Origin of the sequence: Vibrio sp. V19_P1S1T109 (assembly GCF_002241375.1) — a bacterium.
Lineage (GTDB): Bacteria > Pseudomonadota > Gammaproteobacteria > Enterobacterales > Vibrionaceae > Vibrio > Vibrio anguillarum.
The window spans coordinates 1-15,850 of sequence record NZ_NDIM01000144.1; the positions used below are offsets into that span (position 1 = coordinate 1).

A 15,850-nucleotide genomic window follows, 5' to 3' on the forward strand; every position below is an offset into this window, starting at 1 on the left:
TAAGCGAGAACCATATTTGGTTCAGCAAACGCCACTGGAGAGCCAACTTCTTCTTCAAAAGTAGCCCATTCCCACGCCTCTTGGTCGGCTAAGACCGCACGCAGTAGCTGGTTATTTAAACCATGGCCTGATTTATAAGCACGGAACTCACCCACAATGGAATGACCACACATGTACAAGTCACCAATGGCATCCAATACTTTATGAGTGACAAACTCATTGGCAAAACGCAAACCTTCTTCATTAAGAATACGGTATTCATCTAATACGATGGCGCAATCAAAGCTACCACCTAAACAGAGGTTTTGCGATTGTAGGTACTCAATGTCACGCATGAAACCAAAAGTACGAGCTCTTGAAATTTCTTTGACGAAACCTTGCGAGGAAAAATCAAACACCATACGTTGTTCATCAGAATCGATAGCAGGATGTTGAAAGACAATCTCAAAATCCATACGAAAACCGTTATGGGGTACAAGTTCCGCCCACTTATCACCATCTTCAAATCGAACTGGTTTCTTAATTCGAATAAAACGTTTTGGTGTATTCAGCGTTTGAATGCCCGCTTGTTGTAGCAAGTAAACAAATGGGCTAGCACTACCATCCATAATAGGAATTTCAGGTGCGTCAACTTCGATGATAACGTTGTCGATTCCCATGCCCGCTAATGCTGCATTTAAGTGCTCAACAGTAGAGATACGAATACCTTCATCGTTGACCAAAGCAGTACATAGCATGGTATCGCGAACAGATTCAGGATCCGCAGGGAAGTCTACTGGAGGATTGACATCAGTACGGCGGTAAATGATCCCAGTGTTTGCAGCAGCAGGGCGAAGCGTTAATGTGACTTTACGACCAGAGTGTAAGCCCACCCCAGTTGTTTTCACTATTTCTTTCAGAGTTCGTTGTCTGATCATCTACTTGCCTCTATGTCAGTGCGACAAAACACGGTCGGTAAAGCACCGACCGCGAATGCTACCATAATTTTGAACAGTGTCAAATTATGTCTAATTGTTAATCAGCCTGACGACGTAAAAATGCTGGGATATCAAGATATCCATTTTCCTTATCTGCTTTCGGTGCCGTATTTTGGCTTGCACCGGAAGAAGATGAAACAGTTGACGACGATGCTGATTGCGGTTTCACTTCTGCTCTTTCTTGCAAAGGCTGTGCCGTTTTTTCTTCGATTTTCGCTGCTTGCTGAACCATTTGTGGTTGAACTGCTGGTGCGACTTTGGCTTTACCGCCTGCAACTAAAGTAATGTCTGGCTTTTTCTCATTGCCAATACCCGTTGCAACGACAGTCACGCGAATTTCGTCTGCCATATCAGGATCTAACGAAGTACCGATGACAACTGTCGCATTGTCAGACGCAAACGCCTTAACAGTATTACCGACGGTTTCGAATTCGTCTAGTCGCATATCCAAACCAGCAGTAATATTGACCAACACGCCACGAGCGCCTGCAAGATCAATATCTTCCAAAAGAGGGCTAGAAATTGCCATCTCTGCCGCTTCTTCAGCACGATCTTCGCCGCGAGCCACTCCACTACCCATCATCGCGTGGCCCATTTCTGACATCACAGTACGTACGTCAGCAAAGTCCACGTTAATCATGCCTGGGCGTGTAATTAGCTCTGCAATACCTTGCACTGCATTTTTAAGTACATCATTCGCACTCGCAAATGCTTCAAGTAAGGTAATACCACGACCTAACACTTTCAGTAGTTTTTCATTAGGAATGGTAATCAAAGAGTCAACGTGTTTTGACAACTCTTCAATACCTTGCTCAGCAAATGCCAAACGTTTTTTTCCTTCAAAACTGAAAGGTTTCGTGACAACCGCTACGGTTAAGATACCCAGTTCTTTGGCAACTTCTGCAATAACAGGAGCAGCACCAGTACCTGTACCACCGCCCATACCAGCTGCGATAAACACCATATCGGCACCCATCAGAACTTCTTTAATTCTTTCTCGGTCTTCTAGAGCTGCATCACGTCCAACTTGCGGGTTTGCACCAGCACCCAAACCTTTAGTGATATCACCACCAATTTGAATGACGCTACTTACGCTTGTTTTACGAAGTGCTTGCGCATCGGTATTGACACTGATGAATTCCACGCCTTCGATGGACTCACGCACCATGTGTTCAACAGCGTTACCGCCACCACCACCAACTCCAACGACTTTAATTACAGCATCGTCAGACATTTCCATCATCGGTTCAAACATGTGTTATCTCCGTTTTCCCTGCAACTCAGGTTAAAACTCTTTTTGTATCCAGTTACGCAAACGACCAATTAAGCTCGACATGGATTGGCGTTTCGGTTCGCTGTATTCCGTGTCGTCATTAATTTGGCTCTCTTTCGCATAATGAAGTAAACCAACCGCCGTAGAATGATACGGCTCTTTTACGTAATCTGTAAGGCCACTCACCTCTAAAGGCTTGCCTACGCGAACTTGATTGCGGAAAACGCGTTCCGCACACTCAACCAAACCTTCAATTTGCGCAGCGCCGCCAGTTAAAACAACACCAGCCGCTAAATGGTGTTTAATACCATTTTTGCGCAATTTGTCTTGGACAGTATCTATAGTTTGGTTAACTAATCCCATTAATTCAGTGTAGCGAGGTTCAATCACTTCCGACAAGGTTTGTCTTTGCAAACTTCGCGAAGGTCTTCCTCCTACACTTGGGACGTTAACGGTATCATCCTTGCTTACCAATTCACTCAGCGCACAGCCATATTTCACTTTAATCTCTTCAGCATCACTGACTGGTGTGCCAAATGCAAAAGCAATATCACTGGTTACTGCGTTTCCTGCATAAGAAAACACTTCAGTATGTCGTAACGCACCACCGGTCCAGATAGCAACATCCATAGTGCCTGCGCCTATATCAATCACGCACACACCTAACTCTCGCTCATCTTCCGTAATAACTGCATTACTTGCCGCTAAACCAGAGTAAACCAGTTGTTCAACTTTTAAACCACAGCGTTCTACCGCTTTGATAATATTTCTCGCCATATCATTATGACAAGAAATAAGATGCACGCTCACTTCCATGCGCACACCTGATAAACCAAGCGGGTTTTTAATTCCCTCTTGGTAATCAATCGTAAATTCTTGAGGAATGACGTGCAATATTCTTTGCTCTTCCCCAATTTTTATTGATTTGGCGGTATGAATCGCTCGATCCATATCTTCTTGAGAAACTTCTTCATCCGAAATAGTTCCCATGCCTTTTTCAATACGGCTCGCAATATGTCGCCCAGATAGAGAGAGAAACACATTACTAATTTGGCATTCCGCCATTAATTCTGCTTGGTCAACCGCTCTTTGGACAGACTTAACGACCGATTCAAGATCGTTAACTCCCCCTTTATCCATCCCACGGGATGGGCTCGTACCAGCGCCAATAATATTAATTTGACCGTCAGGCAGTATTTCACCGACTAAAGCTGACACGGTGGCTGTGCCTATATCAAGACCAACAATAATGTTGTCATCAGCGGTCTTAGTCATTTTTACTCTCTTGTGCTTCTTGTTCAGGGAACCAACCTACTGCGGCTCCTGTATCATATCTAAGATCGATATAGCTAACTTGTTCAGCTTTATTACCTAAATTCTTATACAGCGAAATAAAACGTGCAACTCGCTCATCTAGTGATTCTTTACCTAACTCTAAGCGGATGCCATTATCTAAAATTATTTGCCACGCTCGACGATCGTTGAGTAACAGTGACGATATATTTAAGTTTAATGATTGAAACTTAGGGTTCGTTTTATTCCAAACATCCAGTACTTCGTGACTGGTCCCTTGCGGGCCATAAAGTTTCACTCTATCGCCGTTCAATTGACCAATATCACCATTAAATACCGTGCCATATCCGTCTAACAAAGCGTTGCCATTCCAAATCGCTACCGCTCTATACTCTGTCAGAAACACTTTTATTGTGTCAGGCCATTGTTTACGAATCGATGCATGGGCCACCCACGGGATGACCTGTACACTCGATTGAAGTACGTTAATATCTTGCGACATGAAAGTACCGATATGATCCAACTGAGCAAAAGCGCGCTGCACATCTAGCGAAGATACGTATTGCAAGTCACCTTGTAGAACAATTTTTGAAAGCGGTAGCCTCTGTTCGTCCCACATCCAACTGAGTGTTGAATAAATGAGTGAACTTATCAGCAACAACACCACAAATAAAAAAATAGCGCCAGCGGCGTGATCTTTTATGAGTGGCGAACGGGACACAGCTCGGCTTTCATCGAACACATTCATTAACAAAGCCTGATGTTCCTGTTTCTAAATCGCAATCGCATGCCCTATTTGGTTCACAATAGAGGTAAAAGCACTGACTTTAACCTCCGGATTATACTGAGGTCGCTGAAAGTATCAAACATTGAAAGTAATAAATCTGGACTGGATACCATGTTATTCAATATTGATACACAAATAAGCCATTTAAATTAAACCTGTTGCATTTTACTGATATTCAGTTCGAGCCCCGCTAAATGTTTCGCTACCTTGCCGATATCCCCAGCACCTTGCGTCAGCACGAGGTCACCATCTTGTAATACATTAGCCAGAATCGAAGGCAGTATGGTGCTGTCGGGAACAAAAATAGGATCAATTTTACCGCGACTGCGTATCGTTCGGCACAACGATCGACCATCGGCTCCCGCAATCGGCTTTTCTCCTGCGGCATAGACATCGAGCATGATCAGAACATCGACTTGCTCCAGTACATTGGCAAAATCATCATACAGATCGCGAGTTCGACTGTAGCGATGAGGTTGGAAAATCATCACTAGCCGTTTTTCTTGCCAACCACTACGCGCCGCCTTAATAGTCACGCCCACCTCGGTCGGATGATGACCATAATCATCAACGAGCATCGCAACCCCATTGCCTGTATCAAACTCGCCCAGATGATCAAAACGACGTCCCGTACCTTGGGTGCTAGCCATCGCTTTTAAAATCGCTTCATCGCTGATGTCGTCTTCCGTTGCCACTGCAATAGCCGCGGAGGCATTAAGCGCATTATGACGACCTGGAATATTAAGCGTGATATCCAGATTGGCTCGTCCCTGTCTGACGACCGTAAACTGGCCTTGTTGCCCCTGCTGATGGTAATTCTCAATCCTGACATCTGCATCATCGGCAAAACCGTAGGTGATCACTTGACGGCTGATACGTGGAATGATTTCACGCACAACAGGATCATCAATACATAATATCGCCTGACCATAAAATGGCAGGTTGTGTAGGAAATCGATGAAGGTCTGTTTGAGCGTTTCAAAATCACCGCCATACGTATCCATGTGATCAGCTTCGATGTTGGTCACGATACTAACCATAGGCTGAAGATGAAGGAATGAAGCATCACTTTCGTCAGCTTCAGCAATCAAAATCCGACTTGAACCCAAACGCGCATTGGTGCCAGCGCTTTTGACTAACCCGCCATTAACAAACGTGGGATCTAAACCAGCCTCAGAATAAATTTGCGTAACCAATGCCGTAGTCGTTGTTTTACCATGCGTACCAGCCACCGCAATGCCATGACGAAAACGCATTAATTCCGCCAACATTTCTGCACGACGAACAATAGGAATGCGTCGCTCACGCGCCGCTTTCAGTTCAGGATTTAGCTCATCGATTGCAGTAGAGACTACCACCACGCTGGCGAGTTCAATATTAGTGGCTTGATGACCGATATAAATGATAGCCCCTTTACTTGCCAATCTTTCAGTCACAGAGTTGGAAGCGAGATCAGAGCCGGTAATTTGGTAGCCTTCATTGAGCAATACTTCTGCAATTCCGCTCATTCCCGCCCCACCAATACCGACAAAGTGAATACACTTGACGCGGCGCATCTCTGGCACCATGGCACGGATTTGAGCTAAATCTTGAGTATGTTTAATGGTCATGAAAAATTTCTCGTTATTGGGTAAGTGCGATGATAGCGTCGGCAACGACTTTATCAGCATCCAGTTGTGCGGCTGCACGCGCTTGTTGCGCCATCAACAGCAGATCATGACGCTCAAGAGAAGCAATCTCTTGCGCTAGTTTTTCTACTGTGAGCTGCGGCTGTTCAATCATTTTGGCCGCACCACTAGCGACTAAGTGATCCGCGTTAAGCGCTTGCTGTCGGTCTTTATGCATAAAAGGGATAAATATAGCGCCAACACCGGCCGCTGCCACTTCAGAAACCGTTAATGCTCCCGAGCGGCACACCAGTAAATCAGCCCACGCATAAGCGCCAGCCACATCCTCAATGAACTCAGTAACGTGTGCATTTTTGATCTGAAGCGCGCGATAAGCTTGCTCAACCGACTGCTGATTATTCTTGCCTGCTTGATGGCAAACTTGGTAATTATCGCCAAGCATAGCTAGCACATCAGGCAAAGTTCGGTTGAGAATCTGCGCACCTTGGCTGCCGCCCATCACGAGAATGCGGATCGGTTCATTTCGCTCAGCAAAGCGTACTTGCGGTGCGGGTAATGTAGCGACATCTTGACGTACAGGGTTACCTACGACTTGCGCCTCAGTAAAGGCACCGGGGAAGGCTTGAAATACGCGTTTGGCAATTTTCGAAAGCCAACGGTTGGTTAACCCTGCTACGGCATTTTGCTCGTGAAGCACAACGGGAATTCCCATAGACCACGCTGCCACGCCACCAGGGCCACTGACGTATCCGCCCATGCCGAGCACCGCATCAGGTTGCCACTGCTTCAAATAACGACGCGCTTGAAAAATCGCGTTCACAATTTGAAAAGGCGCTTTCAGCAAACGCCCTATGCCTTGGCCACGTAAACCTTTGACCTGAATAAAGTCGATCTCAATACCATGCTTAGGCACTAATTCTGCTTCCATCCGATCCGCAGTCCCTAGCCAGCGGATCTCCCAACCTTGCTGTTGGAGCTGTTTAGCCACAGCGAGACCGGGAAAAACATGTCCCCCCGTGCCACCAGCCATAACCATTAAACGTTTATTGTTTATCATTGGATTCTTTTTCTATAGACACTCGATTGCGATCTTTGAGTCGACATTCATGATCAATTCTCAATAAGATCGACACCGCAACCGACATAATAATTAAGCTTGAACCGCCGTAACTGATCAAGGGCAGCGTTAGGCCCTTAGTCGGCACCATACCCGCTGCAGCACCCACATTGACGAGTGTTTGGAATGCAAACCAAATTCCAATACCAAAGGCCAAATAGCCACCAAATTGCTGATCATGCTCAAAGGCTTTTTTACCGATAAACACCGCTTTAAGCACCAGACTAAAAATCAGCAATAGAACCAGTACAACGCCAACAAAACCGAGCTCTTCAGCCAGCACCGCAAATACGAAATCAGTGTGCGCTTCAGGTAAGTACTCTAGCTTTTGAATCGAGTTACCAAGCCCTTGACCAAACCACTCTCCACGACCAAAGGCCATCAAAGATTGAGTCAATTGATAACCGCTGCCAAACGGGTCTTCCCACGGGTCAAGAAATGAAGTTACACGGCGAATACGGTAAGGCTCTGCCGCAATCAGTGCGATTACCGCAACAATTCCAGCCACCATGAGCGCAATAAATTGTGACAGTTTGGCCCCAGCAATAAACAGCATACCAAACAGAGTCACCAGCATCACAACCACGGTTCCCAAATCTGGCTGACCAAGTAGCAAGATAGCCAAGGTTCCAAACACCATAATCGGTTTCATGAAACCACCAAAAAAGGTTTGCCTCACTTCATCTTGTTTACGAACTAAGTAACCAGCCATGAAAATAAACAGTGACAGTTTCGCGACCTCAGCAGGTTGCAGGTTAAATAACCCCAACGGGATCCAACGCGAGGCACCATTGACCGATTTGCCCGCGAGCAAAACCACAATCAGCAGCATAAAAGAGACGCCAAGTAGCACCGAGCTGTATTGCATCCAACGTTTCATTGGCACTTGCAACACCACACTCGATGTCACGATGGCCAGCATCAAGAAAATGGCGTGACGAAACATAAAGTGAAACGGTTGATCCGTTAAACGCGAACTGATAGGAAACGAAGCCGATGTCACCATCACAAGCCCAGTCAGCATCAAACCTAAAGCAATCCATACCAATTGACGATCAAACAAGGCTTCAGGCGCTTGGCTCTGAAACCATTGACGAGTCATTTTGATGAGGCTTGAAAAGGACAAAATGCAATTTCCTGTTGATTAAGCGTAACGCTGCGCAAGCTCGGCAAAGGCGTCACCTCTGGCCATAAAGTTTTTAAACTGATCAAAACTGGCACAAGCAGGCGAAAGCATCACCATATCACCACGACGCAGCTGCGGTTTGATCGATACGATAATCTCTTCCATCGATGAATAGAACTGAGCCGATGGATGCAGTGGCATGAATTGCCCACCGTCAACGCCAAAACAGCACAGTTTTACGTTCAATGTTTTTAGTATCGGTGCTAATGGCGAGAAATCAGCGCCCTTGCCAACGCCCCCCACAAGCAGATACAAAGTCCCTTGGCAATTTAACCCCGACAACGCCGCTTGAGTGCTTGCGACATTGGTCGCTTTCGAGTCATTGACCCATTTTACGCCGTGATTATCAGCAACAACCTGACAACGATGTGTCAGCCCGCGGTAAGATTTCAATGCATCAAGCGCAGATGAGTAATCAACACCCGCCAAATCGAGCAGTGCGAGCACAGTGAGCACGTTGGCACTATTGTGTCGTCCCACTAAGCTGAGTTCCTCGCTTGCCAACAATGGCGTGCCTTTCGCCACTAAGAACGATTTGCCATTAATCATTTGCGTGCAATAGTCCGCGTCATGTTCAACGGAAAAACGTGCGATGTGACCTGAAAATGAGGGAGGTTCCGTCTGGCTATCATCGGCGTTCACGACCGCCGCTTGCGCATACTTAAAAATGCGCAATTTAGCTTGGCGATACGATTCCATACCATCGTAGCGATCCATATGATCTTCAGTCAGATTGAGAAAGGCAGCAGAGACGAGTTTTAAACTTGAGGTCGTTTCTAGCTGGAAGCTTGAGAGCTCCAGCACATAAAGATCGGCCTCTTGCTGAAGTAGATCTAAAGCAGGCACACCAATATTGCCGCCAACGGCAACCTTAAGCCCAGCAGCTTTAGCAAGTACTCCGGTTAAATCCGTCACTGTGCTCTTGCCGTTGGCTCCTGTGATAGCGATAACAGGCTTATCCACCTGCCAAGCAAAGAGCTCAATATCGCCCACCACGGGAATATGTTGTGCTAACGCCTGTTGAATCTCTGGCGTAGCTAAAGCAATGCCCGGATTAGTAACAATCAGGTCAGCGTCAAATAACCAAGCTTGGTTCCAGCCGCCACAATGTAGCTCAACTTGCGAGTTTAAATGCTCTCGACCTGGCGGGTTTTCCCGTGTGTCGATCACCTTAATCGTGAGCGAGCGATCTAAGCTCAAAAGGTAGTTAACCACCGAGAGACCCGTCATACCCAGCCCCACGACCACCACATTATTAACAGTTTGCCAACGATCCATCTTCATTCCATTCAACACCGTTTTGCTCTATCACTAGCGCACTTTTAGTGTAGCCAAACCCACTAACACCAACACAATTGAGATAATCCAAAAACGGACGATCACGCGTGGTTCTGGCCAACCTTTCAATTCATAGTGGTGATGGATAGGGGCCATCCGGAAAATGCGTTGACCACGCAATTTGTAGGAACCGACTTGTAAAATCACCGACAAGGTTTCCATCACAAACACGCCGCCCATGATCACTAACACAAACTCTTGACGAACCAACACCGCAATTGTACCGAGTGCACCGCCTAGAGCGAGTGAACCCACATCGCCCATAAAGACTTGCGCAGGATAAGTGTTGAACCACAGAAAACCTAAACCGGCCCCCACAATTGCAGTACACACCACCACCAACTCTGAGGCATAAGGAACATAAGGAATATGCAGATAACTGGCGAAATTGACGTTCCCAGTTGCCCATGCAATCACAGCAAAACCAGCAGCAACCAAAACAGTCGGCATGATGGCTAAACCATCCAGACCATCGGTTAAGTTCACCGCGTTACTGGTTCCGACGATGACAAAATAGGTCAGCACAATGTAGAGCAAGCCCAGTTGCGGCATCACATCTTTAAAGAAAGGCACCACAAGCTGAGTAGCTGCGGTATCGTTGCCATGTGCATAGAGAGCAAACGCCACTATCAACGCAATGGCCGACTGCCAAAAGTATTTCCAGCGCGCGATCAATCCATCACTGTTTTTACGCACCACTTTGCGATAATCATCCACAAAACCGACTACGCCATAACCAAGCAGCACCGCGAGTACAGCCCACACGTAAGGGTTTGAGAGATCAGTCCACAGCAGTACGGTAATAATGATAGAGGCGAGGATCATCACTCCGCCCATGGTTGGCGTACCGCGCTTACTAAAATGTGATTCTGGACCGTCGTTCCGCACTACTTGACCAATTTGCAGTAGTTGCAAACGTTTAATCAAGCGCGGCCCCATCCATAACGACAGAGCAAGTGCGGTTAAAATACTGACGATGGCCCGAAATGAGAGATATTCGAACAGACGAAAAAAAGAGAAGTATGGCTGGAGTAGATCCGCGAGCCAAATAATCATGAGTATTTCTCCTTGAGAGCAGCCACAATTTTACTCATACCCGCACTGTTTGCACCTTTGACAAGTAAGGTATGAGACTCTTGATCGAATTGTGATAATTGCTGCTCGATATAAGCAATCATGTCCACATGGCTTTCAAAATGGAGGCCATGGCATAGGTCACTGATCACTTTTGCATCGCGACCGTAAGTAAGGACATAGTCAAACTGGAATGGTGCAGCATGTTCACCGACTTGACGATGAAGTGCAAGGCTTTCATCGCCCAACTCAGCCATATTACCTAAAATTAACCAACGCCTTGCAGAGAAAGTGTTAAGTAGATCAACCGCCGCTTTCATCGCTGGAACACTGGCATTGTAACTGTCATCAATCAGTTTCACAGTCGTGCTCAATTGGGTGACATCAACACGCCCTTTCACCTGAGCTAGATGCGCAAGTCCGTACTGCACCTCTTCAAGATTCGCCCCCAACTCAATGGCTAATGCCGCCGCCGCCAACGCATTAGAAACGTTATGTTCACCCACAATATTGAGCCCAATATCAATATGACCGACGGGTGTGATCATTTCAAACTGGGCTTCACCTTGTTCATTAAGCCTAATACCACGGGCGTAAAAATCTGCAATTTGACGGCTGGAAAAGGTTTTAACGGTTTTGTCCGCTAAAATAGCGCTCCACCGCTCACCACCGTGGCTTTCTAAATTAATAATGGCTGTCGCACCTGAAGCAAGGCCTTGATAAATTTCACCTTTCGCCTGTTTTACGCCCTCAATTGAGCCAAAACCTTCCAGATGCGCCGCGGCAACATTGTTCACCAATGCGACATCCGGCTTCACTAAAGAGGTGGTATAAGCAATTTCACCAATATGGTTCGCCCCTAACTCAATCACCGCATACGCATCATTAGGACCAGAGCGAAGCAGAGTGAGCGGCACGCCGATATCATTATTAAAATTGCCAGCAGTAAAGAGCACGCGGCCTTTGGCTGATAAAATATTTGCCACCATCTCTTTGACTGTGGTTTTACCGCAACTGCCTGTAATCGCAGCGGTCGGTGTTTGACACTGTTGGTGAACCCAAGCGCCAAGCTGGCCTAACGCCAGTTTGGTGTCGGTAACCACCAGTTGAGGAACCGAAACCGCCAAAGGGCGCTGAACCAATAACGCCTTTGCACCAGACGCAACCGCTTGTACAGCAAACTCATGAGCATCAAATTTATCACCGACCAAGGCAACAAAGAGCGCACCGGGTTTGATTTGACGCGTGTCGGTCGAGACCTCAGACACGGTGACATCACAACCAACCAATTGTGCATGCAAAACGTGCGTCAATTGCTGTAAAGAGACTTCTATCATGCACTTATCTCCAGTAAGGTTTGCGCCGTTTCGCGATCCGAATAGTGAATAGTTTGATGGGCCATCACTTGATAATCTTCATGCCCTTTGCCTGCCAATAAAATGATGTCTTGCTGATCAGCATGTTGCAGGGCGTATTGCACGGCAGCGTAACGATTGTGTTCAACGTGTGCGTGACTTGCAAACTCAAGCCCTGCCACCATATCTTGCACAATGTCTGCCGGTTTTTCGCTACGAGGGTTATCGTCGGTCAAAATGACCTTATCGGCGCAGCGCTCTGCAATTTCGGCCATCATCGGGCGTTTGCCTTTATCACGGTCGCCACCACAACCAAAAATCGCCCATAGCTGACCTTGGCAATGAACGCGAAGTGCTAATAGTGCTTTTTCCAAAGCATCAGGCGTGTGTGCATAATCGACGACGATCTTCGCACGATTTGGCGCTTGAAAGAGCTCCATTCGCCCTAAGACTGGCTGCAGTTGAGAAGCCGTTGTCATCAAGGCTTGTTTATCAAACCCTAAAGTCAGCATAGTGGCAAACGCGAGTAGAAGATTGCTGGCGTTAAATTCGCCAATCAACGGCACGCTCAATTCACCTTGACCATAGTAGCCGTCGAAGGTTAATGAAATACCATTATCACTGTAAGAGACCGAGCTCGCCCACAGCGCTTTAGCGCATTGCGGTTGCTGCTTTAAAGAGACGGCAATCGGTGCTTTCAGCTGTGCTAACCAACTCGCCCCCACCGCATCGTCGGCATTAATGACAGCGTATTGGCAGTGATGAGCGGTAAATAAGGAGAGCTTTGCTTTGGCGTACTCTTCCATGGTGCCATGATAATCGAGATGATCGCGGCTTAAGTTAGAAAACACGCCCACAGCGAACTTCAATGCTTGAACTCGCCCTTGAACTAATCCGTGCGAAGAGACTTCCAGAGCGGTATAGCGAGCGCCCTGCTGCGCTAATTGATAGAGTGTTTCTTGGACCTCAATGGCATTACCTGTGGTATTGGCGGCAGGCTGTAAATGGTTAAGAAAACCATTCCCCGTCGTCCCCAGCACCGCCGCTTTCTCGCCTAACAAGTCAATCCACTGCGCGATTAATTGAGTAATGGTGGTTTTACCGTTAGTTCCCGTAACCCCAATCAACGTATTGGTCTTCGAACGATAAAGCCGCGATGCCAGTTGAGATAGATGTTGGTTTAGATCAGCAAGGTAAATCACTAACACGCCATTGACCGTAGTCATACTGCCATGCGGATGCTGCCCACACGCTTGAGCCAATACCAGATTCGTCCCAGCTTGAGTGGCGCTATCAATAAACTGCCTTCCGTCGATGGCATGGCCAACCACTGCAATAAAGGTATCATTGGGTGATATTTTACGGCTATCGAGCACTAAACGAGTCACCGACAACGTTGAAATAGAATGGCCATCGAGGTCAAGCCAAGGGGCGATGAGATCTTGTAAACACATACTCGGCGTCATTGTGCTTCTCTCTTAATTATTTTTGGAATCGATTTTCATCAGGAGCGACATTGAGGATCTGCAACGCTCCTTTCATTATTTCGGCAAAGACAGGGCCGGCAACGGAACCGCCATAATATAAGTCACCTTGAGGTTCATTCACCATCACCACTAACGAGACTCGAGGGTCGCTCACTGGAGCCACTCCTGCCGTGTAAGCAAAATATTCATCACCATAACCGCCGGCAATCGCTTTGCGCGAAGTGCCTGACTTGGCCGCAATACGATAGCCCGGAACCGCGGCTTGAGTTGCTGTGCCACCGGGTTGGGTAACGGTTTCTAACATTTCCAACACTTTCTTAGCATTAGTTTTATCAACCACTTGGCGTGATAAATCTTGCTGGTTGCTGTCAATAATATGGATTGGTTGGTACTGACCTAAATTGCCTAAAGTGGCATAAGCATGAGCCAACTGAATGGGGGTAATTGACAAACCATAGCCAAATGCCAAGGTGGCAATTTCAAACGGTGACCAACGGCGGCGATTCGGGAAAATACCCAAAGTCTCACCGACGAGGTTTAAACCGGACATTTCACCAAGCCCTACAGAGGTATACATACCTAATAGAGCTTCGAGAGGCATTTCAAGCGCCAGCTTAGCCACTCCGATGTTACTCGATTTTTTCAGAATTAAGGTTAAATCGGCTTTGCCGACTTTTGAGGTATCACGCACTCGACTGCCGCCGATTTGCATGATGCCATTCCCTGTATCAATCACCGTTTTGTCATTCGCAACGCCATTTTCAAGCGCGGCCAATACTACAAAAGGTTTGACAGTTGAGCCCGGTTCAAAGGCGTCCGTGATCACGCGGTTACGCATTTTAAAACTTTGCCAATCGGAACGGTTATTGGGGTTGTATGAGGGGGCGTTAACCATCGCTAATACTGCACCCGTTTTCACGTCGAGCAAAATGGCCGATGCCGAAGTAGCACGATAGTCCGCCACAGCTTGCTTGACCGCACGAAAGGCGATCGCTTGCAAACGTTGGTCAATGGTCAACGCCAGTGGCTTGCCCTCTTCACGCTCTTCAAGCGAGATATTTTCCACCACTCGGCCATACCGATCTTTGCGGATCACCTGTTTGCCAGCTTCCCCCGTCAGCCATTTATCATAGCTGCGCTCAACCCCTTCTAAACCGTGGCCATCGATGCCCGTCACACCAATTAAGTGCGCACTCGCCTCACCGGCTGGATAGTAACGGCGAGATTCGGCCTTGAGCCCCACACCCGCTAATTTAAGTTCGCGAATATAATTGGCCATTGCAGGGCTAACTTGACGCTGCAAATAGATAAAACGGCGGGTTTGGTTCTCTTCAATTTTTTTCAGCAGCTCACTGCGCTTAATGCCTAACACATCAGCCAGTGCGTACCAGCGTTCACGTTCAACTAAGCCGCCGGCTTTAAAAATAGCTACAGGATCAGCCCATACTGCATCGACAGGAACACTGACTGCGAGAGGTTCACCATTACGATCTGAAATGATTCCGCGTGCCGATGGCAAGGTTTTGGCTCGGACAGAGCGCATATCCCCTTCGCGGATCAAATTATCCGGTTCGATAATTTGGATGAAAGCAACGCGCCCAACCAATAAAGCGAAAGCAACGAATACAAAAAAGAGGATGAGATAGAATCGCCAACGGATCAAAATAGGAGATGTCGCTTTTTCTTGACGAGGTGCCGCTTGGGCTTTGTCTTTGTTTTTTTTCATTTGAGCGTAATCACCACTTCTTTATCAGAATCAGGTCGCTTCATTTCCAGCTCTTGTTTGGCAAGATTCTGCACGCGGCTATGTTCTGCGAGGGCCGTTTCCTCAAGAATGAGGTTACGCCATTCATTATCGAGCCGCTCGCGCTCAACTAAGGTTTGATCTTTTTCTGAAATCGCCTGCCTAGAATGGTGGGTAATAAACACCACTCCCATCGCACTGGCAAAAATTAACATTAACAAAATAAGCGGCACTCGACCCACCGTAAACAGGTCAAGTGCAATCAGTTTGGTTAAGTTAGGCGGCGACTTAGACATGGACTACAGTTTTTCAGCAACTCGTAATACTGAGCTGCGTGAGCGGGGATTGAGTTCCACTTCTTCTTTAGTTGGCATAATCGCTTTCCCAACTGGTTTTAAGTTGGCTGAGCCCAATGCCTGAATTTGTATTTCTGTTAACGGCAAACCATGTGGAACCTCTGGGCCTTTACTCTCTTTACGAATAAAGCGTTTGACCATGCGATCTTCAAGCGAGTGGAAACTGATCACCGATAAGCGCCCTTGTGGGGCTAAGATCTTAGCTGCGCCTTTTAATGCAGTGTCGATCTCTTCT

The 15,850-nt window shown here is 47.0% G+C and carries 14 protein-coding genes; all 14 read right to left on the minus strand.

Annotated features, from left to right (window positions below; genetic code table 11):
• The coding region (lpxC, locus tag B9J87_RS06660) for a UDP-3-O-acyl-N-acetylglucosamine deacetylase (RefSeq protein ID WP_094149862.1) at positions 1–917 on the minus strand (917 nt) is incomplete at its 3' end.
• 97 nt (positions 918–1,014) lie between these two features.
• Positions 1,015–2,232: a cell division protein FtsZ gene (ftsZ, locus tag B9J87_RS06665; RefSeq protein WP_017042647.1), complete on the minus strand. Its 1,218-nt coding sequence runs from the start codon at positions 2,230–2,232 to the stop codon at positions 1,015–1,017.
• A 30-nt stretch (positions 2,233–2,262) separates the two neighbouring features.
• Positions 2,263–3,525 carry a cell division protein FtsA gene (ftsA, locus tag B9J87_RS06670; protein ID WP_010317995.1) on the minus strand — a complete coding sequence of 421 codons (1,263 nt, stop codon included), beginning with the start codon at positions 3,523–3,525 and terminating at the stop codon, positions 2,263–2,265.
• Positions 3,518–4,291 (minus strand): cell division protein FtsQ/DivIB, encoded by a 774-nt coding sequence (locus B9J87_RS06675; RefSeq protein ID WP_088718004.1) that lies wholly within the window; start codon positions 4,289–4,291, stop codon positions 3,518–3,520. Before B9J87_RS06675 ends, ftsA begins: the two co-directional genes overlap by 8 nt.
• A gap of 188 nt (positions 4,292–4,479) precedes the next feature.
• Positions 4,480–5,940, minus strand: coding sequence for a UDP-N-acetylmuramate--L-alanine ligase (gene murC, locus B9J87_RS06680; protein ID WP_094149863.1), 1,461 nt, complete (start codon positions 5,938–5,940; stop codon positions 4,480–4,482).
• Positions 5,941–5,953: 13 nt separating this feature from the next.
• The gene (gene murG / locus B9J87_RS06685; RefSeq protein ID WP_094149864.1) at positions 5,954–7,015 is read right to left on the minus strand and encodes an undecaprenyldiphospho-muramoylpentapeptide beta-N-acetylglucosaminyltransferase; all 1,062 of its coding nucleotides are present in this window, start codon (positions 7,013–7,015) and stop codon (positions 5,954–5,956) included.
• Positions 7,002–8,177, minus strand: a complete 1,176-nt coding sequence (ftsW, locus tag B9J87_RS06690; protein WP_038148764.1) for a cell division protein FtsW — start codon at positions 8,175–8,177, stop codon at positions 7,002–7,004. The genes murG and ftsW overlap by 14 nt, the downstream gene beginning before the upstream one ends.
• Before the next feature lie 42 nt (positions 8,178–8,219).
• Positions 8,220–9,557, minus strand: coding sequence for a UDP-N-acetylmuramoyl-L-alanine--D-glutamate ligase (gene murD, locus B9J87_RS06695; protein WP_094149865.1), 1,338 nt, complete (start codon positions 9,555–9,557; stop codon positions 8,220–8,222).
• Positions 9,558–9,572: 15 nt separating this feature from the next.
• On the minus strand, positions 9,573–10,655 hold the full coding sequence (gene mraY, locus B9J87_RS06700) for a phospho-N-acetylmuramoyl-pentapeptide-transferase (RefSeq protein ID WP_017046513.1): 1,083 nt from the start codon (positions 10,653–10,655) through the stop codon (positions 9,573–9,575).
• On the minus strand, positions 10,652–12,010 hold the full coding sequence (locus B9J87_RS06705; RefSeq protein WP_094149866.1) for a UDP-N-acetylmuramoyl-tripeptide--D-alanyl-D-alanine ligase: 1,359 nt from the start codon (positions 12,008–12,010) through the stop codon (positions 10,652–10,654). Before B9J87_RS06705 ends, mraY begins: the two co-directional genes overlap by 4 nt.
• Positions 12,007–13,494: a UDP-N-acetylmuramoyl-L-alanyl-D-glutamate--2,6-diaminopimelate ligase gene (gene murE / locus B9J87_RS06710; protein WP_094149868.1), complete on the minus strand. Its 1,488-nt coding sequence runs from the start codon at positions 13,492–13,494 to the stop codon at positions 12,007–12,009. The genes B9J87_RS06705 and murE overlap by 4 nt, the downstream gene beginning before the upstream one ends.
• Positions 13,495–13,510: 16 nt before the next feature.
• Positions 13,511–15,241 carry a peptidoglycan glycosyltransferase FtsI gene (locus tag B9J87_RS06715; protein ID WP_013856076.1) on the minus strand — a complete coding sequence of 577 codons (1,731 nt, stop codon included), beginning with the start codon at positions 15,239–15,241 and terminating at the stop codon, positions 13,511–13,513.
• On the minus strand, positions 15,238–15,555 hold the full coding sequence (gene ftsL, locus B9J87_RS06720) for a cell division protein FtsL (protein ID WP_010318013.1): 318 nt from the start codon (positions 15,553–15,555) through the stop codon (positions 15,238–15,240). Before ftsL ends, B9J87_RS06715 begins: the two co-directional genes overlap by 4 nt.
• A 3-nt stretch (positions 15,556–15,558) precedes the next feature.
• Positions 15,559–15,850 (minus strand): 16S rRNA (cytosine(1402)-N(4))-methyltransferase (mraW, locus tag B9J87_RS06725; protein WP_094149870.1); only part of this gene is annotated, 292 nt, incomplete at its 5' end.